We start from the raw sequence: 22025 nt of genomic DNA, 5'->3' as shown, positions 1-22025 counted from the left end.
AGCTAGCACGACGAAAGGCAACTTTACACCGCCAGCAGGTCGTTAAAAACGTCATGTTTGCTCACTGGCGCGGCCAGCGTTGCGAGCGAGCCCCAGCCTGACCAGCGGCATCCCGCTTTGGCCGCGTTCGACGGGTGCCGTAGCGGTGCGCATCACGCTTCGACCATCGCCAGTGCTTCCTCCACATCCACCGCCACCAACCGCGAACAACCCGGCTCGTGCATGGTCACGCCCATCAACTGATCGGCCATTTCCATGGCGATCTTGTTGTGGGTGATATAGATGAACTGCACAGTTTCCGACATCTCTTTGACCAGCCGCGCATAGCGGCCGACGTTGGCGTCATCCAGCGGTGCATCGACTTCATCGAGCATGCAGAACGGTGCTGGGTTGAGTTTAAAGATGGCGAACACCAGAGCCAACGCGGTCAGCGCCTTCTCACCACCCGAGAGCAAATGGATGGTGCTGTTCTTCTTGCCGGGCGGCCTCGCCATAATAGTCACACCGGTATCGAGTAGATCTTCGCCGGTGAGTTCCAAATAGGCGTTGCCACCGCCGAAAACCTTGGGAAATAACGCCTGCAAACCGCCGTTGATCTGATCGAAGGTTTCCTTGAAACGGTTGCGGGTTTCCTTGTCGATCTTGCGAATGACATTTTCCAGGGTGTCCAGCGCCTCGACCAGGTCGGCGTTTTGCGCATCCAGGTAGCGCTTGCGCTCGGATTGCTGCTGGTATTCGTCGATGGCGGCGAGGTTGATCGGACCTAAACGCTGAATCCGCGCGGCCAGGCGCTCCAGCTCGTCTTCCCAGGCCTGCTCGTTGGCCTCGCTTGGCAAGCTCGCCAGTACGCCGTGCAGGTCGTAATGGTCTTCCAGCAGCTGATCCTGCAACGCCTTGCGCCGCACGGTCAGCGATTGCCAGTCCATCCGCTGCTGCTCCAGCTGGCTACGCAGCAACTGCGATTGTTGCTCGGCCTGGGTGCGGCGTTTCTCCGCATCACGCAATTCGCGATCAGCATCTTCCAGGGCCAGACGCGCCAGTTTCAGCTCATCCTCGACCGCCATACGTTTATCGAGCAGCTCTTCCAGTTTCAGGCGCAGCTCTTCCAGCGGTGCTTCGCCCTCCTCCAGGTTGAGATTGAGCTGCTCGCGCTTCTCGTGCAGGCGCTCGGCCTGCAATTCCAGACGCTCCAGGGCCTGGCGAGTGGAGTCGTGTTGCGCCTTGAGCGAACCCAGGCGCACCGCCAGCTGGTGGGCATGATCTTTATGCTGACGAGCTTCCCGGCGCACTCGGTCGAGTCGCTCACGCAGCACATCGCGGCTGGCCAGCAGGTTTTCGCGTTGTTCGTTGTCGGTGGCCATGGCGTCCAGGGCATCTTGCAGCTGCAAGCGCGACTCACCCAGTTGCTCATGCTCAATCTCACGCTGCTCGGCCAGCTCCAGCAACTCGCTGTCCAGACGGCTGCGACGCAGGGTCAGTTGCTCGACCTTGGCCTGACCGGCCGACAGCTGCGCCTTCAGTTCACCGAGGCGACGGGCCTGTTCCTGCAACTGGCGACGTTGCTGCTCACGCAACTCTTCTTGCTGGCCCTGACTTTCGCGCAGTTGCAGCAACCGCTCATCGAGCAGCGACAGGGCTGCCTCACGCTCTTCACGCTCAAGGCCCAGGCGTTCAATTTCCTGGCCGCGGGCCAATACGCCGCTTTCCGCTTCACTGGCGCGGCGCACCCGCAGAAAATGCCGACCGACCCAATAACCGTCGCGACTGATCAGGCTTTCGCCGTCGCCCAGGCTCAGGCGCGCGGCCAGCGCTTCATCGAGACTGTGTACCGGCTTGACCTTGGCCAGCCAAGGAGCCAGATCGACGCTGGCCTCAACTTTATCCAGCAGGCTGCCGGCCACCCGCATGCCGCCCTTGCTGGGGCTGGCCAGACGCAAATCACCCTGTTCGAAGCCGCTCAAGTCCAAGCCGTTGAAGTCGTCCAGCAGCACAGCTTGCAGGTCGGCACCCAGCACGGTTTCCACCGCCAGCTCCCAACCCGCTTCGACGCGCAAACCTTCAGCCAGACGCGGACGCTCACTGAGCTGCTGCTCGCGCAGCCACTCACCCGCGCCCTTGCCCGGGTCCAGCGCCGCTTGCTGCAAGGCTTCCAGTGAGGCCAAGCGACCATTCAGGCGTTGCAATTCGCCTTGCGCCTGCTGCTGGGCCTGCCCGGCGTGTTGCAGGTCATTGCGCAATTGCTGCAAGCGCTCGGCCTGCTGTTCTTCAGCCAATTGCAGGTCTTCGATGCTCAGTTCGCTGGCGGCGATCTGCTCGCTCAACTCGAGAATGGCCGCATCTTCCGGATCGGCAGCCAGTTGCAGCAGCTCATCGCTCAGCCGGCGCTGGCGCTCGGCCAGGCGCTCCAGGCTCTGCTCCAGCTGCTGGATCCGCGACTGCTGCACCTCGGCCTGACGGCGCGGCTCGGCGCTGCGCTGGTTGAAGCCATCCCACTGCTCCTGCCAGCCGTGCATGGCGCTTTCGGATTCTTCCAGCCCGGCGGCGGATTCTTCCGCTGCTGCGGCGGTCAGCTCCTGCTCGGGCAGCAGCATCTCCAGCTCTTCACCCAGGGTCGCCAGCAAGGTGCGGTCGTGGCCCAGGTGCGATTCGGTTTCCAGGCGCGCGCGCTCGGCTTCACGCAAATCGTCCTGCAACTGGCGCAAGCGCTGCTGGCCGTGCTGGATACTCTGCTCGACCCGGGCGATATCGCCACCCACCGAATAGAAGCGACCCTGCACCAGGTTGAAACGCTCGCTCAGCTCATGGTGACCATCGCGCAGGCGTTCGATACTGGCATCGGCGTTGCGCTGCTCGGCGACCAGCGCCTCGAAGCTGACTTCCTGGTTGCCGATCACCGCTTCGCGCTGGCCAACCTGCTCGTTCAGCGCCTGCCAACGCAGTGCGGTGAGCTGGGCTTTGAGCTGGCGCTCCTCGGCCTTGTATTCCTGGTACTTCTCCGCCGACTGAGCCTGACGGTGCAAGCGATCGAGCTGACGCTCCAGCTCTTCACGTAGGTCGGTCAGGCGCGCCAGGTTCTCGTGGGTACGGCGAATGCGGTTTTCAGTCTCGCGGCGACGCTCCTTGTACTTGGAGATGCCGGCGGCTTCCTCGATAAAGTTGCGCAGGTCTTCCGGCTTGGCCTCGATCAGCTTGCTGATCATGCCCTGCTCGATAATCGAGTAGCTGCGCGGCCCCAGGCCGGTGCCGAGGAAGATGTCGGTAATGTCGCGACGGCGGCACTTGGTGCCGTTGAGGAAATAGGTGTTCTGGCTGTCGCGGGTCACCCGTCGGCGAATCGAAATCTCGTTATAGCCGGCGTATTCGCCAGTCAGGGTGCCATCGGAGTTGTCGAAAATCAGCTCGATGGACGCCTGGGTCACTGGCTTGCGCGTATTGGAGCCGTTGAAGATGACGTCGGTCATCGACTCGCCACGGAGGTTCTTCGCCGAACTCTCGCCCATCACCCAGCGTACGGCGTCGATAATGTTCGACTTGCCGCAGCCGTTGGGCCCAACCACCGCCGCCATATTGCTGGGGAAGGTCACCGTGGTCGGGTCGACGAAGGATTTGAAACCCGCGAGCTTGATGCACTTGAGCCGCATCGATCAGCGCTCGGCCAGGGTGGCCAGCACCAACTGGCAGTTGTGCTCGCCGTAGCCGGTTAGCACCTCACGCGCCTGCTGGTGGTCACGGGCAATGATGGCTTGCAGCAGCGCGGCGAAGGTGTTCATGAACTGGCCCATCTCGCCTTTGCGCCGCTCCAGCGCCAGGTGATAGGTGCGACTGATGGCCGGCAGCAGGTTCTCGACGGTTTCTTGCAGATAGGGGTTGTTCGAGAACGGGAAGGCGGCGCGCATGATATCGAAGCTGCCCTCGACGAAGGCGTGAATGTCCTCACGCTGCAAACTCGCCAACAAGCGCTGCTGGATCGCCAAAAACGGCGCCAGGTCGGCCTCGACGCGCCAGCCATCGGCCACCGCGCGGGCAAGCAGGATGTACAGCTCCATGACCAGGGCGTACAGGCTCTTGACGTTGTGCGGGGTGAGTTCGGTGACTTGGGCGCCGCGGCGCGGCAGGATCACGATCAAATGGCGCCGTTCGAGAATCAGCAGCGCCTCGCGCACCGAACCCCGGCTGACATTCAATGACTGAGTGACTTTCTGCTCCTGAATGCGCTCGCGTTCCTTCAGTTCACCGCGAATGATGCGTTCCGCGAGGTGATGAGCGATCTGCTCGGCGAGGCTGTCCGGTGCCTTGAACGTCATGGTTTTCCTTAGGCTCTATGGACCTATTGGCGCAAGCGTCTGACTGGTCTGCGCTCCCGCCCTGGCTGGGCGCGAGGCCGGCAATTGCAGGCGCGAGTGTAACACAGGGTGTTACCGGGCCAAGGGCAGGTGAGGCGGGCTTTCCGAGCAAAAGATGGGCTGTGGGTGGGTAGTCACAGAAACTGATTGTCCTACAATCCTACCAACCAATCATGCACAGAATAATAAGACGGAGCCACCATGTTCGAACGCCTGCCCTCGCCCTGGATCATCGCCCTGAAGAAAGTCGGCTACTGGATCTGGCTGATCCCGGTACTCGGTATCCCGCTCAGCTATTACTGGTCGCTGGGCAGCGAATACGCCAACGCCTGGGCCTGGTTGGTGGTCAGCATCGTGTTCGGGGTGATTCCACTGCTCGATGCACTTGTCGGACGCGACCCAGCCAACCCGGATGAAGCCGTTCAAGTTCCGCAGATGGATAAACAAGGCTACTACCGCTTCCTAAGCTTGAGCACAGTACCCTTTCTGCTCGGCATGCTGATCTGGTCTGGCTGGGTGTTCGTGCACTACGAGGCCTGGAGCTGGCTCGGTCAACTCGGCTGGCTGCTCTCGGTGGGCACGGTCACCGGCGCGATTGGTATCACCGTGGCCCACGAATTCATCCACAAGGACCCACAACTCGAACAAAATGCCGGCGGCTTGCTGCTCGCTGCGGTGTGTTACGCCGGCTTCAAGATCGAGCATGTGCGCGGTCACCACGTGCATGTTTCCACGCCGGAAGACGCCTCGTCGTCGCGTTACGGGCAAAGCCTGTATGCCTTCCTGCCACACGCCTACAAACACAACTTCCGCAATGCCTGGGCTCTGGAAAGCCAGCGCCTGAAGCGCAAGGGGCTAGCGGCGCTGCATTGGCGCAACGAGCTGATCTGGTGGTACGCCATCAGCGCACTGTTCCTGCTCGGCTTCGGCTTGGCGTTTGGCTGGCTGGGCGCGCTGTTCTTCCTCGGCCAGTCCTTTATAGCCCTCACCCTGCTGGAGATCGTCAATTACGTGGAGCACTACGGTCTGCACCGGCGCAAGCAGGAAGACGGTCGCTACGAGCGCACCAATCCGACGCACTCCTGGAACAGCAACTTCCTGCTGACCAATCTGTTCCTCTTTCACCTGCAACGCCATTCCGACCACCACGCCTACGCCAAACGCCGCTACCAGGTGCTGCGCCACTTCGACGACAGCCCGCAACTGCCCAACGGCTATGCCGGGATGATCGTCCTGGCGTTGTTCCCGCCACTGTGGCGCGCGGTGATGGACCCACGCGTGCGTGCCTATTACGCCGGCGAAGAGCACCAGTTGACCGACTCGCAACTCGCACACTAAACAACGCGGCACCACTCAGCCCCGAAGATGCAGGTCTTCGGGGCTTTTTTCATGGTGCCAACCTGCAACACTCGCCGCTCATCGGGCCCTGGTGGGCCGAAGCCCACCCTGCACGGTCAATCGCCTCTCGCCTGAATCCCCCGTTACAGAGCCTGCGCTGGCACAAAATCCGCTAGCCTTTAAGGCAATCCCTTGTGGCCCCCTGGCTCATAACCGAATCGCATGACAATTCCCTGACCATAAGGTCAAATATTTATTGACCCAAAAGTCAGAAAACTCTAGATTGGCCCCATGCAACGTATGCCAGGGCCTCAGTGCGAGCCCATCCTGGCGAGTCGCTCGTACACAACAATAAAGTGCCTGGAGGTCGTCCTTGATCCAGTTTTTACTCAACCGGGAGCTGCATACTGAGCATGCCCTGGACCCAAACGTCACCGTGCTCAATTACCTGCGTGAGCATCTTGGCAAATCCGGAACCAAAGAAGGCTGCGCTTCTGGCGACTGTGGTGCCTGCACCGTGGTAGTAGGTGAGCTGGACGGCGAGCGCGTGCGTTATCGCACCCTCAACTCCTGCCTGACCTTCGTTTCCTCCTTGCACGGCAAACAGCTGATCACGGTCGAAGACCTCAAGCACCAGGGCAAACTGCACAGCGTGCAGCAGGCCATGGTCGACTGCCATGGCTCGCAGTGCGGCTTCTGCACCCCTGGCTTTGTCATGTCGCTGTTCGCCCTGCAGAAGAACCGGGCCGCGTCAGGCAGCGGCGGCTTCGACAAGGCTGACACCATGGAAGCCCTGGCCGGCAACCTGTGCCGCTGTACTGGCTACCGCCCGATTATCGATGCTGCCGAGCAGGCCTGCTGCCAGAAACAGCCCGATCAGTTCGACGCTGCCGAAGCGCAGACCGTCGCGCAACTGAAAGCCATCGCCCCACGTGACACCGCCGAGCTCAACAGCGGCGACAAACGCTGCCTGCTGCCGCTGACCGTCGCCGATTTGGCCGATCTCTACGCCGCCAACCCGGAAGCCCGCCTGCTCGCTGGCGGCACCGACCTGGCCCTGGAAGTCACCCAGTTCCACCGCGAGCTGCCGGTGATGATCTACGTCGGCCATATCGAGGCGATGAAACGCGTCGAAGTGACCGCCGAAAGCATCGAAATCGGTGCCGCCACCGCGCTGTCCGATTGCTACGCCGCCCTGGCCCAGGACTACCCGGACTTCGGCGAGCTGCTGCACCGCTTCGCCTCCCTGCAAATCCGCAACCAGGGCACCCTGGGCGGCAATATCGGCAACGCCTCACCGATTGGCGACGCCCCGCCGCTGCTGATCGCCCTCGGCGCACAGATCGTGCTGCGCAAAGGCAACAGCAGCCGCACCCTGCCGATCGAAGACTACTTCCTCGACTACAAGGTGACTGCCCGTCAGGAAGCCGAATTTATCGAGAAGATCATCGTGCCGCGCCACCAGGCCAGCCAGGCGTTCCGCGCCTACAAGGTGTCCAAGCGCCTCGACGATGACATCTCCGCCGTGTGCGCCGCCTTCAACCTGGTGGTCGAAGATGGCGTGGTGCAAAGCGCGCGTATCGCCTTTGGCGGTATGGCCGCGATTCCGAAACGCGCCGCGGCCTGTGAAGCCGCGCTGCAAGGCTCGGCCTGGTATCCGGGCGTGATCGAGCGTGCCTGCGCCGCCCTGGCCGAGGACTTCACCCCACTCAGCGACTTCCGCGCCAGCAAGGAATACCGCCTGCTCACTGCACAGAATCTGCTGCGTAAATTCTTCCTCGAGCTGCAAGCTCCCGAAGTCGAAACCCGGGTGACCGCGTATGTCTAATCATCATGTAGTTAAAAGCCAGGCCGAACTGGCCGAACTGTTCCGCGCCGACATCACCACCGGCGTTGGCAAGAGCGTCAAACATGAAAGCGCGGACAAGCACGTCTCCGGCGAAGCCATCTACGTCGACGACCGCCTGGAGTTCCCCAATCAGCTGCACGTCTATGCCCGCATGAGCGACCGCGCCCACGCGCGCATCGTCAGCATCGACACCAGCCCCTGCTATGCCATTCCTGGGGTGGCCATTGCCATCACCAAGGATGATGTACCCGGCCAGCTGGACATCGGCCCGGTGGTCGCCGGTGACCCACTGCTGGCGGACGGCAAGGTTGAATACGTTGGCCAGGTGGTACTGGCCGTGGGTGCCGACAGCCTGGAAACTGCACGCAAGGCAGCCATGGCCGCGATCATCGAATACGAAGACCTCGAGCCGGTTCTCGACGTGGTCGATGCGCTGCGCAAGAAGCATTTCGTCCTCGACAGCCACCAGCACAAGATCGGCAACTCCGCTGCCGAACTGGCCAGCGCGCCGCGCCGCCTGCAAGGCAGCCTGCATATCGGCGGCCAGGAACACTTCTACCTGGAAACCCAGATTTCCTCGGTGATGCCGACTGAAGACGGCGGCATGCTCGTCTACACCTCGACGCAGAACGCCACCGAAGTGCAGAAACTGGTGGCCGAAGTGCTCGGCGTGCCGATGCACAAGATCGTCATCGACATGCGCCGCATGGGTGGCGGTTTCGGCGGCAAGGAAACCCAGGCCGCTGGCCCGGCGTGCCTGTGCGCAGTAATCGCCCATCTCACCGGCCGACCGACCAAGATGCGCCTGCCGCGCGTCGAAGACATGCAGATGACCGGCAAGCGTCACCCGTTCTACGTCGAATACGACGTCGGCTTCGATGACAACGGCCTGCTGCATGGCATCGAGATCGAACTGGCCGGCAACTGCGGGTACTCGCCAGACCTGTCCGGCTCGATCGTCGACCGCGCGATGTTCCACTCCGACAACGCCTACTTCCTCGGCAATGCCACCATCAATGGTCATCGCTGCAAGACCAACACCGCGTCGAACACCGCCTACCGCGGCTTCGGCGGCCCGCAAGGGATGGTCGCCATCGAGGAGATCATGGATGCGGTGGCGCGCAGCCTGGGCAAAGACCCGCTGGAAGTGCGCAAGACCAACTACTACGGCAAGACCGAGCGCAACGTCACCCACTACCACCAGACCGTCGAGCACAACGTTATCCACGAGATGACCGCCGAGCTGGAAGCCAGCAGTGACTACGCCAAACGCCGCGAAGAAATCCGCGCGTTCAACGCCAAGAGCCCGGTATTGAAGAAAGGCCTGGCGCTGACCCCGGTGAAATTCGGCATCAGCTTTACCGCCACCTTCCTCAACCAGGCCGGCGCGCTGATCCATATCTACACCGACGGTTCGATCCACCTGAACCACGGCGGCACCGAGATGGGCCAGGGCCTCAACACCAAGGTCGCGCAGATCGTCGCCGAAGTGCTGCAGGTGGACATCTCGCGCATCCAGATCACCGCCACCAACACCGACAAGGTGCCGAACACCTCGCCGACCGCCGCCTCCAGCGGTGCCGACCTTAACGGCAAGGCCGCACAAAATGCTGCCGAAACGCTCAAGCAGCGCCTGGTCGACTTCCTGGTGCGCGAGTACAAGGTCACCCCGGAAGACGTTGAGTTCCGCAACAGCCAGGTGCGCGTGCGCGATCTGTTCCTGAGCTTCGAGGAAGTGATCCAGAAGGCCTACTTCGGTCAGGTGTCGCTTTCGAGCACCGGCTTCTACCGCACGCCGAAAATTTTCTACAACCGCGACAAGGCCGCCGGCCGTCCCTTCTACTACTTCGCCTACGGCGCAGCCTGTTCCGAGGTGATAGTCGATACCCTGACCGGCGAGTACAAGATGCTGCGAACCGACATCCTGCATGACGTCGGCGCCTCGCTGAACCCGGCTATCGACATCGGCCAGGTGGAAGGCGCATTCGTTCAAGGCATGGGTTGGCTGACCATGGAAGAGCTGGTGTGGAACGGCAAGGGCAAGCTGATGACCAACGGCCCGGCCAGCTACAAGATCCCCGCCATCGCCGATATGCCGCTGGACCTGCGCGTCAACCTGGTAGAAAACCGCAAGAACCCGGAAGACACCGTGTTCCATTCCAAGGCCGTCGGTGAGCCGCCGTTTATGCTCGGCATCGCCGTGTGGTGTGCGATCAAGGACGCCGTGGCCAGCCTGGCTGACTACCGCGTACAACCGAACATCGACGCCCCGGCCACGCCGGAGCGCGTGCTCTGGGGCGTGGAGCAGATGAAGAAACTGCAGCAAACGGCCAAGACCGCGACGGTAGTCGAGATAGAACCGGCATAACGCCAATATGTAGCCCGGATTGCATCCGGGCACGCTTTTGTAGGGTGGCCATGGCGAAGCCTTGTCCACCGATGGCTCCCAGGTGGCGGACAAGCCTTCGGCATGTCCACCCTACGAGGCCGTAGGCCTTGCGAATAAACCTCGGATCTACGCAACCGAACAGGTGTAGAACAATGACAAAACACACCGAAGCGAAACCCCAGACACCTCGACCGATTCCGGCACCCATACTGGACCCGTCGGCAAGCAACTGGCGCCTGCCACGCCCGGGACAACTGCCGCCTACCTGGAGGCTGAGCAAATGAGCTGGATCAGCGCCCTCGCCGAACTACAGCAGCAAGGCCAGCCTTGCGTGCTGGTGACCATCATCGAAGAACGCGGCTCAACCCCGCGCAATGCCGGCTCGAAAATGGTGGTCACCGCTGACCGCATCTTCGAAACCATCGGTGGCGGTCACCTGGAATACAAGGCGATGGAGCTGGCCCGCGAAATGCTCAGCAGCCGCAGCCAGGACACCCGCCTGGAGCGTTTCAGCCTCGGGGCCAGCCTCGGCCAGTGCTGCGGCGGTGCCACCGTGCTGCTGTTCGAACCCATGGGCCAGCCACAGGCGCAGATCGCCGTATTCGGTGCCGGCCATGTCGGCCGCGCCCTGGTGCCGCTGCTCGCCAGCCTGCCCTGCAAGGTGCGCTGGATCGATTCGCGGGAAAGCGAGTTTCCCGAGCAGATCCCGGCCGGGGTCGACAAAGTGGTGAATGACGAGGTGATCGACGAGATCGAACGCATGCCCGCCGGCAGCTACTTTATCGTCATGACCCACAACCATCAGCTCGACCTGGAGCTGACCGCCGCCATCCTCAAACGCAACGATTTCGCCTATTACGGCTTGATCGGCTCGCAGACCAAACGCGCCAAGTTCGAACACCGCCTGCGTGATCGCGGCTTCGACCCGGCCGTGGTGGCGCGCATGCGTTGCCCCATGGGCATTGCCGAGGTGAAAGGCAAGCTGCCGGTGGAAATCGCCGTGTCCATCGCCGGCGAAGTGATCGCCACCTACAACGCCACCTTTGGCCTGGACGTGAAAAAGGGCGAAACCAGCGTCGCCAAACTGCTGCCGGCGTCACGCAGAAGCACAGCCGAACACTCGTAGGTTGGCGCCGAGGAGCGAAGCCCAACCGACATCCTGAGCTTGCACAGATTTCTGTAGGAGCGGCCTTGGCCGCGATCAGACCCAATCGCAGCCAAGGCCGCTCCTACCGACCCCACTCAACGATTGATAGAGACAACCATGAGCACCACGACCCACGCCTACCGCGCCGCCATCCTGCACAGCCTCGCCGACCCTGCCGTGGTCGGCGTCGAAGCGTCCTACCAATACTTCGAAGACGGCCTGCTGGTTGTCGAAGATGGCCAGATCGCCCAGGTTGGCCACGCCGCCGAGCTGCTGCCCAGCCTCAAGGGCGTGGAAATCACCGAGTACCGTGACGCATTGATCACCCCCGGTTTCATCGATACGCATATCCACTACCCGCAAACCGGGATGATCGCCTCCTACGGCGAGCAGCTGCTGGATTGGCTGAACACCTACACCTTCCCCACCGAGCAGCAATTCGCCGACAAGGCCCACGCTGCGGACGTGGCCGGGATCTTCCTCAAGGAACTGCTGCGCAACGGCACCACCACCGCCCTGGTGTTCGGCACGGTGCACAAGCAATCGGTGGACGCCTTCTTCGAAGCCGCCGAAGCGCTGAACCTGCGGATGATCGCCGGTAAGGTGCTGATGGACCGCAATGCCCCGGATTATCTGACCGACACCGCGGAATCCGGCTACGCCGACAGCAAGGAACTGATCGAGCGCTGGCACGGCAAAGGCCGCCTGCATTATGCGGTGACTCCGCGCTTCGCCCCGACCAGCACCCCGGAACAACTGCGCCTGGCTGGCCAGCTATACCAGGAGTACCCGGGCCTGTATATGCACACCCACCTGTCCGAGAACCGCAAGGAAATCGAGTGGGTGAAAGAGCTGTTCCCCGAGCGCAAGGGCTACCTGGATGTGTATGACCACTACCAACTGATCGGCGCGCGCTCGGTGTTCGCCCACGGCGTGCACCTGTGCGACGACGAGTGCAAACGTCTGGCTGAGACCGGTTCGGCGGTGGCCTTCTGCCCGACCTCCAACCTGTTTCTTGGCAGCGGTTTGTTCGATCTGCAAGCGCTGGAGCAGCATGGCGTACGCGTCGGCCTGGGCACCGACGTCGGCGCTGGCACCAGTTTCAGCCAACTGCAATCGCTGAACGAGGCGTACAAGGTCATGCAGCTGCAAGGCAAGAAACTCGACCCGTTCAAGTCGCTGTACCTGGCCACCCTCGGCGGTGCCAACGCGCTGTACCTGGACGACAAGCTGGGCAATTTCGAGAGCGGCAAAGACGCCGACTTCGTGGTGCTCGACTACAACGCCACGCCGCTGATCAGCTACCGCATGCAGCAGGCCAAGACCCTCGACGAGAAGCTGTTCGCCCTGACCATGCTCGGCGACGACCGCGCGGTTAAGGAAACCTTCGCCGCCGGCCAGTCGGTGCATCGTAGGGATTGAGGGGGTGGCGATCCGTCGGCTAGACCGCGCCGCGTAACCCACCGCGATTGCACGCGTTGCAGGCAGCACTGTTGGGTTACGCGGCACTGAAGCCTTGGCAGCGCAATGCCGCTAACCTACGGCCGCGCCTGATTGTGCAAAACACAAAAAAGCCCCGCATCACGACGATGCGGGGCTTGTTCAGGAGGCGCTCGGCAATCAGCGATTGGCGGCGTTACGCCCTGGCTTCTTCTTGGTTTGCAGCAGGTGCGAGAACACCGCGTGCAAATCGTCCGAGGCACTCTCTTCGTCGAGGTTGAGCTTGCTGTCGATGTGATCCATGTGATGCATCATCAGGCTCACGGCCTTGGCCGCATCGCGCGCCTCGATGGCATCGATCAACTGGTTATGCTCGTCATAGGAGCAGTGCGAACGGCTGCCGCTTTCGTACTGGGCGATGATCAGCGAAGTTTGCGACACCAAGCTGCGCTGGAAGCTGATCAATGGCGCGTTCTTCGCCGCCTCGGCCAATTTCAGGTGGAACTCGCCGGACAAGCGGATACCCGCGCCGCGATCGCCGCGCGAGAAGCTGCTCTGCTCGTCTTCGACCATCTGGCGTAACTCGCTGAGTTGCTCGGCAGTGGCATAGGTCACCGCCAACTCGGTGATCGCTCGCTCGACCATGCGCCGAGCGTAAAAAATCTGCCGCGCCTCTTCCACGCTCGGGCTGGCCACTACCGCGCCACGGTTCGGCCGCAGCAACACCACGCCTTCATGCGCCAAGCGCGACAGAGCGCGGCGAATGATGGTGCGGCTGACGCCGAAAATCTCGCCGAGGGCTTCTTCGCTGAGCTTGGTGCCAGGTGCCAGGCGCTGCTCGAGGATGGCATCGAAGATATGCGCGTAAACGATATCGTCCTGAGTCCCGCTGCGGCTGCTTTTGCCGATACGCGGCTGCTTCTTAAGGGGCTGCAATTGATCGTTCATTCTGGCTCGCGTCAAAGAGGTCGGCGGTTTGCTGGTCGTTGAAAGCCAGGAGCGCCAAGCCCGAGAGGGTTTCAATAACTGACTAGCGAGACTCTACTGCTTTTCACCTAGCACCTGGCAAGCAGTATGTGGTGAAAAATCAGAGGGAAAAGTCTTATGCATTGTACACAATCTAACCACTGCGCACACTTTATGCCCACTCGCTCCAGCCAAGCACCCCATCGGTGCAACCACCAGACAATCGCCACGACGGCGCTTCTCACTGTGCAGCGGGTAAATTGATTTCTTATAAAAACTCATTTTTGTGCTGAGCAAATAGCTTAACGCCGCCTGCGCATGCATTTTTCCGTGGCTACCGCGTAGGCAGCAGGTGCTTACCGGCTATTTGGATAAAATCATAAGGTATTGTTTTAATTAGAATTTACATAAAAACAAGACACCGATTGTCGCGAGCACAACTCTGCAACCTGGCGCAGACAATCTATTGGTTCAATTTGCGCAACAAAGAAAACATTATTTGCTTTTTTTGTATACAAACGCATAATCGCGCCAGTGTGACTTCCTGACCGCTCGGTCAACAACTAAGCCAGCAAGCACACCCCAACGCACCATCTGCCTCAGAGAGTCGAACCGTGCCACGGCACTGACTCTGGGTGGTACACAACAAGAGAGATGAGGAGTACCTGCTGTGGAAAGCGCTAAACAAGAACAACATGCGACTCACGTTCAAGGGCTGGCCAAGACCGGTCTACTCGACCGCTTCTTCAAGCTGACCGAGCACCGCACCAGTATCAAAACCGAACTGCTGGCAGGCCTGACGACATTCGTCACCATGGCCTACATCATTTTCGTCAACCCCAACATCATGGCCACGGCCGGCGTCGATCATGGCGCCGCGTTTGTCGCCACCTGCATCGGCGCAGCGCTCGGCTGCTTCCTTATGGGGCTGTACGCCAACTGGCCAGTCGGCCTGGCGCCGGGCATGGGTCTTAACGCCTTCTTCACCTACACCGTGGTTGGCGAGATGGGCTACAGCTGGCAAATCGCCCTGGGGGCGGTGTTCATCTCCGGCGTGCTGTTTATGATCATGAGCCTATCGAAGATTCGCGAATGGTTGCTCAACAGCATCCCGATGAGCCTGCGCTTCGCCATGGGTGCCGGGGTCGGCTTGTTCCTCGGCCTGATCGGCCTGAAGACCGCCGGCATCGTCGTCGATAGCCCGGCCACCCTGCTGACCATGGGTTCCTTCGGTGAGCCGTCGGCGCTGCTGGCCGCGGTGTGCTTCCTGATGATTGCCGTGCTCAGCCACCGCAACGTCTTCGGCGCCATCCTGTTCAGCATGCTCGGCGTGACCGCCCTGGGCTGGGCGCTGGGCCTGGTCGAGTACAACGGTCTGGTGTCGATGCCGCCAAGCCTGGCGCCGACCTTTATGGCGATGGACATCGCTGGCGCGTTCAATATCGCCATGATCAGCGTGATCCTGGCCTTCCTGTTCGTGAACATGTTCGACACCGCCGGCACCCTGATGGGGGTGGCGCACCGCGCCAACCTGGTCGAGGAAGACGGCAAGATCAAAGACCTGTCCAAGGCCCTGAAGGCCGACAGTACCTCCAGCGTGATCGGTGCCGTGGTCGGTTGCCCGCCAGTGACCAGCTATGTGGAAAGCGCCTCCGGGGTAGCGGCGGGCGGCCGTACCGGGCTGACCGCGGTCACTGTAGGTGTGCTGTTCCTGGCGGCGATGTTCTTTGCCCCGTTGGCTGGCATGATTCCGGCTTACGCCACCGCCGGCGCGCTGATCTATGTGGCGATGCTGATGATGAGCGGCATGGCGCACATCGACTGGGAAGACCTCACCGACACTATTCCGGCGATCGTCACCGTGGTGATGATGCCGCTGACCTTCTCGATCGCCAACGGCATCGCCCTGGGCTTTTTGACCTACGCCACACTGAAGCTGCTGACGGGTCAACGCGACAAGGTCTCGGTCAGCCTGTATGTACTGTGTGTGATCTTTATCGCCAAGTTCGCCTTCCTGTAAGGTTGGCCTGAGCGTTACCAAGCCTCAGCGTTTCGGCGCTGGGGCTTTTCCACATCTGGAGAGAATGCAATGAGTCTGGAAACCTGGCTGCTGTTCAGCAGCGCCGCACTGATCGTGATCCTGATCCCCGGGCCGCTGTCGCTGCTGATGGTCAGCAACAGCCTGAACTATGGCCTGCGCCGCTCGGCTCCGGCGTTTCTCGGCGGCGTGTCGGCGTCGATCTGCTTGCTCAGCGCCTCGGCGCTCGGCCTGGGCGCCCTGCTGCTGGCGTCCGAACAGCTGTTCAGCGCACTGAAGATCGTCGGCGCGCTCTACCTGTTCTACCTCGCCTGGCAGAGCTGGCAGGAGTCGCGCCAAGCCGCCAAGCCAGTGACGGCCGAAGAGCAACCGGTCAACCCGAGCGTTCGCGCTATGTTCTGGAAAGCCTTCGGCCTGGGTGCCAGCAACCCCAAAGACATCCTGTTCTTTGCCGCCTTCCTGCCGCAATTCATCAGCGCCGAACGGCCGATGCTCAGCCAGTTATTGGTGATGATTGCCACCTGGGCGGTGCTCGATCTGAGCTGCAAGCTGTTCTACGGCCTCAGCGCCCAGGGCGCCGCGCGCTACCTGCGCTCGGGCAAGGGGCAGGTATGGTTCAACCGTATCAGCGCGGCACTGTTTGGCGGCGCTGGAGCGGCCTCGCTGCTGAGCCGCTGAGCCAGCGCTGGCGGACACGACCTCGCCATGTCCGCCCGACATCGACCAACCTCGCAGGCCTGCCCACCTTTAAAGTCACCACCGGCAATGCGCGGGGTAGCGGAGCGCCACCCGAGCCACTCTACGGAGTGCGGACCGGTGAACAGCTAGCGCCAGCGCTGGCGGACACGACCTCGCCATGTTCGCCCGACATCGACCAACCTCGTAGGGTGGACATGCCGCAGGCTTGTCCACCTTGTGCGCAAGATCGACGGCCAGCAGGCAAATTCCAGACAAAAAAAAGCCCGCAGTGCATACGGGCCAAGGACTCTCTAAACGAGTCAGAGGGTGACAAACATTCGGTTCAGCTACCGCGGTAGGTGGAGTAGCTGTAGGGGGAAATCAGCAGCGGTACGTGGTAGTGGTCCTGGCCGGCATCGATGCCGAAACGCAGCACCACCACATCCAGGAACGCCGGCTCGGGCAGGCTCACGCCACGCGCCCGGTAGTAATCGCCGGCATGAAAGTGCAATTGATAGACGCCACTGCGGTAATCATCGCCTTGCAGAATCGGCGCATCGCAACGGCCATCATGGTTGGTCACGACAGTGGCCAGCAGCTCCAGTTGCGCACCTTCGACGCGGTACAGCTCAACGGTGATGGCACTGCCAGGGCAGCCATGTGCGGCATCGAGTACATGTGTCGTCAATCGTCCCATTGGTCATGGGCATCTACGCTGGCAACTGCCACGCAGACACCGCACCTCCTCTACTTTTATTGAATTCGGCAGGTCGTTCAGGCTTCACGCAGCCTCGACGTGGACAGAGCATAGCACGTCGAAATAAAAATATAAGACACTTTTTAAAAATATTGTACACAATAAACCTACTCATATCGTGGCAGACGAGAACCATACCAGGCTCACCTGAAAAGCCGCAGAGCCTTATAAACAGAACGCTACAGTGCAAACACCTGACCATATAGGCAGATTTCTTGCAGTGAATGGGCTCAGCAAAATAGGTAAATTTTCTATTTACAAAATGCAATGTACTTTGTATACAATTATCCCATCACGGTCGCGTACCCATACCCCATGGGCTACGCAGTGGCCGCAACAACGCTAAGAAGGAAGACTGCAGTGAGCGCTGACTACCCACGCGACCTGATCGGTTACGCCAACAACCCTCCGCATCCGCACTGGCCGGGCGATGCCCGTATCGCCATTTCCTTCGTACTCAACTACGAGGAAGGCGGCGAACGCAACGTATTGCACGGCGACAAGGAGTCCGAAGCGTTCCTCTCCGAGATGGTCTCCGCCCAGCCGTTGCAGGGCGAGCGCAACATGAGCATGGAGTCGCTGTATGAGTACGGTAGCCGTGCCGGCATCTGGCGCCTGCTCAAGCTGTTCCAGAAACATGACATTCCGCTGACCGTGTTCGCCGTGGCCATGGCCGCGCAGCGTCACCCGGATGCGATCAAAGCGATGGTCGCCGCCGGTCACGAGATCTGCAGCCACGGCTATCGCTGGATCGACTACCAGTACATGAGCGAGGTCGAAGAGCGCGAGCATATGCTCGAAGCCATCCGCATCCTCACCGACATCACTGGCGAACGCCCGCTCGGCTGGTACACCGGCCGCACCGGGCCGAATACCCGGCGTATCGTCATGCAGGAAGGTGGTTTCCTCTATGACTCGGACACCTACGACGACGACCTGCCCTACTGGGACCCGGCCAGCACCGCGGCCAAGCCGCACTTGGTGATCCCCTACACCCTGGACACCAACGACATGCGCTTCACCCAGGTGCAGGGTTTCAACACCGGCGACGACTTCTATCAGTACTTGAAGGACGCCTTCGACGTGCTCTATGCAGAAGGCATGGACGGCGCACCGAAGATGCTCTCGATCGGTATGCATTGCCGCCTGCTCGGCCGCCCGGCACGCCTGGCCGCCCTGGCGCGCTTCATCGAGTACGTCAATGGCCATGACAAGGTGTGGTTCGCACGGCGCGTCGATATTGCCCGCCACTGGCACACCACTCACCCTTTTGTAGAGAACAACAAATGAGCCGTTTTCAAACCCTGACCCCGTCCCGCTTGAGCCGCGAAGACTTCGTCAAAGTCTTCGCCGATATCTACGAGCACTCGCCCTGGGTGGCCGAGAAGGCCTTCGACCTGGGCCAGGACGCCGGAAGCCCGGACGCCAGCATCAACGACATCGACGGCCTGCATCAGCGCATGGCCGACCTGTTGCTCAGTGCCAGCCATGCTGCACAGCTGGCATTGATCAATGCTCACCCGGATCTGGCCGGCAAGGCAGCCGTACGCGGTGAGTTGACCGCCTCCTCCACGTCGGAGCAGGCCGGTGCGGGCATTCACGCCTGTACCGCAGAAGAGTTCGCCCGCTTTACCGAACTGAACGATGCCTACAAAGCCAAGTTCGGCTTCCCCTTCATCATGGCGGTGAAAGGCAGCAACCGGCACCAGATCCTGGCGGCCTTCGAGGAGCGGATTCATAACTCCCCGGAGCAGGAATTCGCCTGCGCCCTGGCCGAGATCAACAAGATCGCGCTGTTCCGCTTGCAGCAGCTTTGAAAAAAGCGCTCAACGTCTCGCGAGCTAGAGCAATGCAAGGCAAAAACAGACGAGGAAGCGGAGTTTACTGGTGTAAATGAGCATTTCGAGACTGTTTTTAACGCAGCAGGGCCGACGCGCAGCAGACGTTGAACATGCTTCAAGCACTCCGCCCTCCCCAACGCCATCATCTAAGGCAGACATTTCATGAAAGCTTACGCCGTACCCTTTGAGAAATACGTCAACCTCGCCGACGCACGCCTGGGCACCAAGGCCATTTCGGTCACCGACGACTGGTTCGCCGACGTTAACCGTCTGTTCCAGCCGACTCCGGCCGTATGGAAGGAGGGCGTGTTCGATGACAACGGCAAGTGGATGGATGGCTGGGAATCGCGCCGCAAGCGCTTCGAAGGTTACGACAGCGCGGTGATCCGTCTGGGCGTACCGGGCTCGATCAAGGGCGTGGACATCGACACCAGTTTCTTCACCGGTAACTTCCCGCCGTCGGCATCCCTGGAAGGCTGCTTCGTCGCTGAAGGCGACCCGACCGACGCCACCCAGTGGACCGAAGTGCTGGCCGCCGTCGAACTGCAAGGCAACAGCCACCACTACCACGAAATTGCCAACGCCCAGGCCTTCACCCACCTGCGCTTCAACATCTACCCGGACGGCGGCGTCGCCCGTCTGCGCGTATACGGCGTGCCGTTCCGTGACTGGAGCAACATCGGCGACAACGAGCAGATCGACCTGGCTGCCGCACTGAATGGCGGTCGCGCCCTGGCCTGCTCGGACGAACACTTCGGCCGCATGAGCAACATCCTCAACCCGGGCCGTGGCATCAACATGGGCGACGGCTGGGAAACTGCGCGTCGCCGTACTCCAGGCAACGACTGGGTGATCGTCGCCCTCGGCCATCCCGGTGAAATCGAGCGCATCGTCGTCGACACCCTGCACTTCAAAGGCAACTACCCGGACAGCTGCTCGATCCAGGCCGCCTTCGTCAAAGGCGGCACCGACAGCCAGATCGAAACCCAGAGCCTGTTCTGGCGCGACCTGCTGCCGAGCCAGAAGCTGCAGATGCACGCCGAGCACGAGTTCAGCGAGCAGATCAAGGCACTGGGCCCGATCACCCACGTACGGGTGAACGTGTTCCCGGACGGTGGTATCAGCCGCCTGCGCCTGTTCGGCAAAGTCGCCAAGTAAAACGTGCAGATGACTCTGTAGGAGGGGCTTCAGCCGCGATAGCTTGAAACGCTCGCGGCTAAAGCGGAATGCCGCCCAGCCTCTCCCACACAAACGCACAAGCAACCGAACTTAAAAACAGAAGACCATCATGCGCAAACTGATCATCGAGCCCCTCAGCAAAGAAGCCTTCGCCCCCTTCGGCGATGTCATCGAAACCGAGGGCAGCGAGTTTTTCATGATCAACAACGGCTCCACGCGCCGTTATCACAAGCTGGCCGCGGTTGAGACCGCCCAGCCTGAGGATAAGGCGATCATCAGCATCTTCAGTGCCGAAGCCCTGGACATGCCGCTGACCGTACGCATGCTGGAGCGCCATCCGCTGGGCAGCCAAGCGTTCATACCGCTGCTCGGCCACCCCTTTCTGATCGTGGTCGCGCCACTTGGCGATGCACCTGAATCAGAGTTGGTCCGCGCCTTCCGCAGCAACGGCAGGCAGGGCATTAATTACCATCGCGGCGTTTGGCACCACCCGGTGCTGACGATCGAAAAGCGGGATGACTTCCTGGTGGTTGATCGCAGTGGTTCTGGCAACAACTGCGATGAGCATTTCTTCGACGAGCATGAGCAACTGCTGCTCGCTCCCCACCAATAAGAGAAGCCCAGGGGACTGGCCTGCCAGCACTGGGAAAGAGGTACTGATCGTGGAAGCACATTTTACTGAGTGGCTGAACCTGGGCATTCGCTGGATCCATATGATCACCGGCATCGCCTGGATCGGCGCATCCTTCTATTTCGTCTGGCTGGAAAACAACCTCAACCGCAGCAATCCCCGCGAAGGCCTGTCTGGCGACCTGTGGGCGATTCACGGTGGCGGTATCTACCACCTGGAAAAATACAAACTGGCCCCGCCGAAAATGCCGGAGAACCTGCACTGGTTCAAATGGGAGGCCTATGCCACCTGGCTGTCGGGCGTGGCCCTGATGCTGGTGGTCTACTACCTCAACCCGAGCCTGTACCTGGTCAAGCCGGGCGTTGATCTGGCACCGGAAATGGCCATTGCCATCGGTTTCGGCTCGATGGTGGCGGGCTATGTGGCCTACCACTTCCTCTGCGATTCGCCGCTGGGCAAGCGCCCGGCCCTACTTGGCGCCGTGCTGTTCGTGCTGATCATCGCCGCCGCCTATGGCTTCAGCCAGATCTTCAGCGGCCGCGCGGCCTATATCCATGTCGGCGCCATTATCGGCACCATCATGGTCGGCAACGTGTTCTTCACCATCATGCCGGCCCAGCGCGCGCTGGTTAAGGCCATCGAAGACAACACCACGCCGGACCCGACCCTGCCGGCCAAAGGCCTGCTGCGTTCGCGCCACAACAACTACTTCACCCTGCCGGTGCTGTTCATCATGATCAGCAACCACTTCCCGAGCACCTACGGCAGCCAATACAACTGGCTGATTCTGGCGGGCATCGCGATGCTGGCGGTACTGGTGCGCCACTACTTCAACACCCGTCATGACAGCAGCAAGTACGTCTGGACCCTGCCTGCCGCCGCCCTGGGCATGATCTGCCTGGCTTTCGTCACCGGCCCGACTATGAAGTCGGCCGCCCCCGACGTAGCGAAAACCGCAGTGATCAAATACGCCCCGGTACCGGCCACTGGCATCAGCGGCCACCCGGAAGTTGCCGCCAAGGCTGCCGAAGCAGCTGCCAAACCGGCAGAAGCCGCAGCGGCCCCTGCGGCCAGTGCTCCAGCTGAAAGCGCATCGGGCGCTGGCGACTTTGCCCAGGTCAACAGCGTGATTCAGGAACGCTGTAGCGTGTGCCACTCGGCCACCCCCAGCAGCCCGATGTTCAGCGCACCGCCTGCCGGTTTTATCCTCGACACCCCGGAGCAGATCAAAGCGCAGGCCGCAAAGATCCACGCGCAAAGCGTTGCTTCGCAGATCATGCCGCTGGGCAACATCACCCAGATGACCCAGGAAGAACGCGAGCTGATCGGCGCCTGGATCGACCAGGGCGCACAGCTCAACTGATCGACCAGCAATGCAATACCCCGCCGCACCCGTCACCGGGTGCGGCTTTTTTATGGCTCTGTACCC

The 22025-nt window shown here is 61.2% G+C and carries 16 protein-coding genes; 12 read left to right on the top strand and 4 right to left on the bottom strand.

Going from position 1 to position 22025, the window contains the following annotated elements:
- Positions 1-152: 152 nt before the first annotated feature.
- On the bottom strand, positions 153-3641 hold the full coding sequence (gene smc / locus B3M58_RS00680; RefSeq protein ID WP_296216622.1) for a chromosome segregation protein SMC: 3489 nt from the start codon (positions 3639-3641) through the stop codon (positions 153-155).
- 3 nt (positions 3642-3644) lie between these two features.
- On the bottom strand, positions 3645-4304 hold the full coding sequence (locus B3M58_RS00675) for a GntR family transcriptional regulator (RefSeq protein ID WP_296216621.1): 660 nt from the start codon (positions 4302-4304) through the stop codon (positions 3645-3647).
- Positions 4305-4544: 240 nt separating this feature from the next.
- Here B3M58_RS00675 and B3M58_RS00670 point away from each other — a divergent pair, with 240 nt between their 5' ends.
- From B3M58_RS00670 to guaD, 5 genes are all read left to right on the top strand, one after another.
- The gene (locus tag B3M58_RS00670) at positions 4545-5681 is read left to right on the top strand and encodes an alkane 1-monooxygenase (protein ID WP_296216620.1); all 1137 of its coding nucleotides are present in this window, start codon (positions 4545-4547) and stop codon (positions 5679-5681) included.
- 373 nt (positions 5682-6054) lie between these two features.
- Positions 6055-7509, top strand: a complete 1455-nt coding sequence (xdhA, locus tag B3M58_RS00665) for a xanthine dehydrogenase small subunit (protein WP_296216619.1) — start codon at positions 6055-6057, stop codon at positions 7507-7509.
- Complete coding sequence (xdhB, locus tag B3M58_RS00660) at positions 7502-9898, top strand: xanthine dehydrogenase molybdopterin binding subunit (protein ID WP_296216618.1); 2397 nt, start codon at positions 7502-7504, stop codon at positions 9896-9898. The genes xdhA and xdhB overlap by 8 nt, the downstream gene beginning before the upstream one ends.
- Positions 9899-10199: 301 nt before the next feature.
- A complete protein-coding gene (xdhC, locus tag B3M58_RS00655; protein WP_296216617.1) occupies positions 10200-11045 on the top strand; it encodes a xanthine dehydrogenase accessory protein XdhC in 846 nt (281 codons plus the stop codon).
- Positions 11046-11183: 138 nt separating this feature from the next.
- A complete protein-coding gene (guaD, locus tag B3M58_RS00650; protein ID WP_296216616.1) occupies positions 11184-12488 on the top strand; it encodes a guanine deaminase in 1305 nt (434 codons plus the stop codon).
- Positions 12489-12686: 198 nt separating this feature from the next.
- Here guaD and B3M58_RS00645 read toward each other — a convergent pair whose 3' ends face one another.
- Positions 12687-13454 (bottom strand): GntR family transcriptional regulator, encoded by a 768-nt coding sequence (locus B3M58_RS00645; protein ID WP_296216615.1) that lies wholly within the window; start codon positions 13452-13454, stop codon positions 12687-12689.
- 688 nt (positions 13455-14142) lie between these two features.
- Between B3M58_RS00645 and B3M58_RS00640 the strand changes: the two genes are divergently transcribed.
- Together B3M58_RS00640 and B3M58_RS00635 are read left to right on the top strand one after the other, a co-directional pair.
- Positions 14143-15492: an NCS2 family permease gene (locus B3M58_RS00640; protein ID WP_296216614.1), complete on the top strand. Its 1350-nt coding sequence runs from the start codon at positions 14143-14145 to the stop codon at positions 15490-15492.
- A 69-nt stretch (positions 15493-15561) separates the two neighbouring features.
- The gene (locus B3M58_RS00635) at positions 15562-16188 is read left to right on the top strand and encodes a LysE family translocator (protein WP_296216613.1); all 627 of its coding nucleotides are present in this window, start codon (positions 15562-15564) and stop codon (positions 16186-16188) included.
- A 343-nt stretch (positions 16189-16531) separates the two neighbouring features.
- Here the strand turns inward: B3M58_RS00635 and uraH are convergent, their stop codons facing one another.
- Complete coding sequence (uraH, locus tag B3M58_RS00630; RefSeq protein ID WP_296216612.1) at positions 16532-16885, bottom strand: hydroxyisourate hydrolase; 354 nt, start codon at positions 16883-16885, stop codon at positions 16532-16534.
- A gap of 420 nt (positions 16886-17305) precedes the next feature.
- Here uraH and puuE point away from each other — a divergent pair, with 420 nt between their 5' ends.
- The 5 genes from puuE to B3M58_RS00605 all read left to right on the top strand — a co-directional run bounded on the left by puuE (position 17306) and on the right by B3M58_RS00605 (position 21959).
- Positions 17306-18235 (top strand): allantoinase PuuE, encoded by a 930-nt coding sequence (gene puuE / locus B3M58_RS00625; protein ID WP_296216611.1) that lies wholly within the window; start codon positions 17306-17308, stop codon positions 18233-18235.
- Positions 18232-18762: a 2-oxo-4-hydroxy-4-carboxy-5-ureidoimidazoline decarboxylase gene (uraD, locus tag B3M58_RS00620; RefSeq protein ID WP_296216610.1), complete on the top strand. Its 531-nt coding sequence runs from the start codon at positions 18232-18234 to the stop codon at positions 18760-18762. The genes puuE and uraD overlap by 4 nt, the downstream gene beginning before the upstream one ends.
- 186 nt (positions 18763-18948) lie before the next feature.
- On the top strand, positions 18949-19944 hold the full coding sequence (gene alc / locus B3M58_RS00615) for an allantoicase (RefSeq protein WP_296216609.1): 996 nt from the start codon (positions 18949-18951) through the stop codon (positions 19942-19944).
- Between the two features lie 130 nt (positions 19945-20074).
- Positions 20075-20578 (top strand): ureidoglycolate lyase, encoded by a 504-nt coding sequence (locus B3M58_RS00610; protein ID WP_296216608.1) that lies wholly within the window; start codon positions 20075-20077, stop codon positions 20576-20578.
- A 49-nt stretch (positions 20579-20627) separates the two neighbouring features.
- Positions 20628-21959 (top strand): urate hydroxylase PuuD, encoded by a 1332-nt coding sequence (locus B3M58_RS00605; protein WP_296216607.1) that lies wholly within the window; start codon positions 20628-20630, stop codon positions 21957-21959.
- Positions 21960-22025: the final 66 nt, after the last annotated feature.

It is taken from the genome of Pseudomonas sp. UBA2684 (assembly GCA_002354655.1).
In the GTDB taxonomy this organism is placed as follows: domain Bacteria; phylum Pseudomonadota; class Gammaproteobacteria; order Pseudomonadales; family Pseudomonadaceae; genus Aquipseudomonas.
The sequence above is the reverse complement of the archived record's forward strand: the minus strand, read 5'-3'. Positions and strand labels throughout refer to the sequence as shown.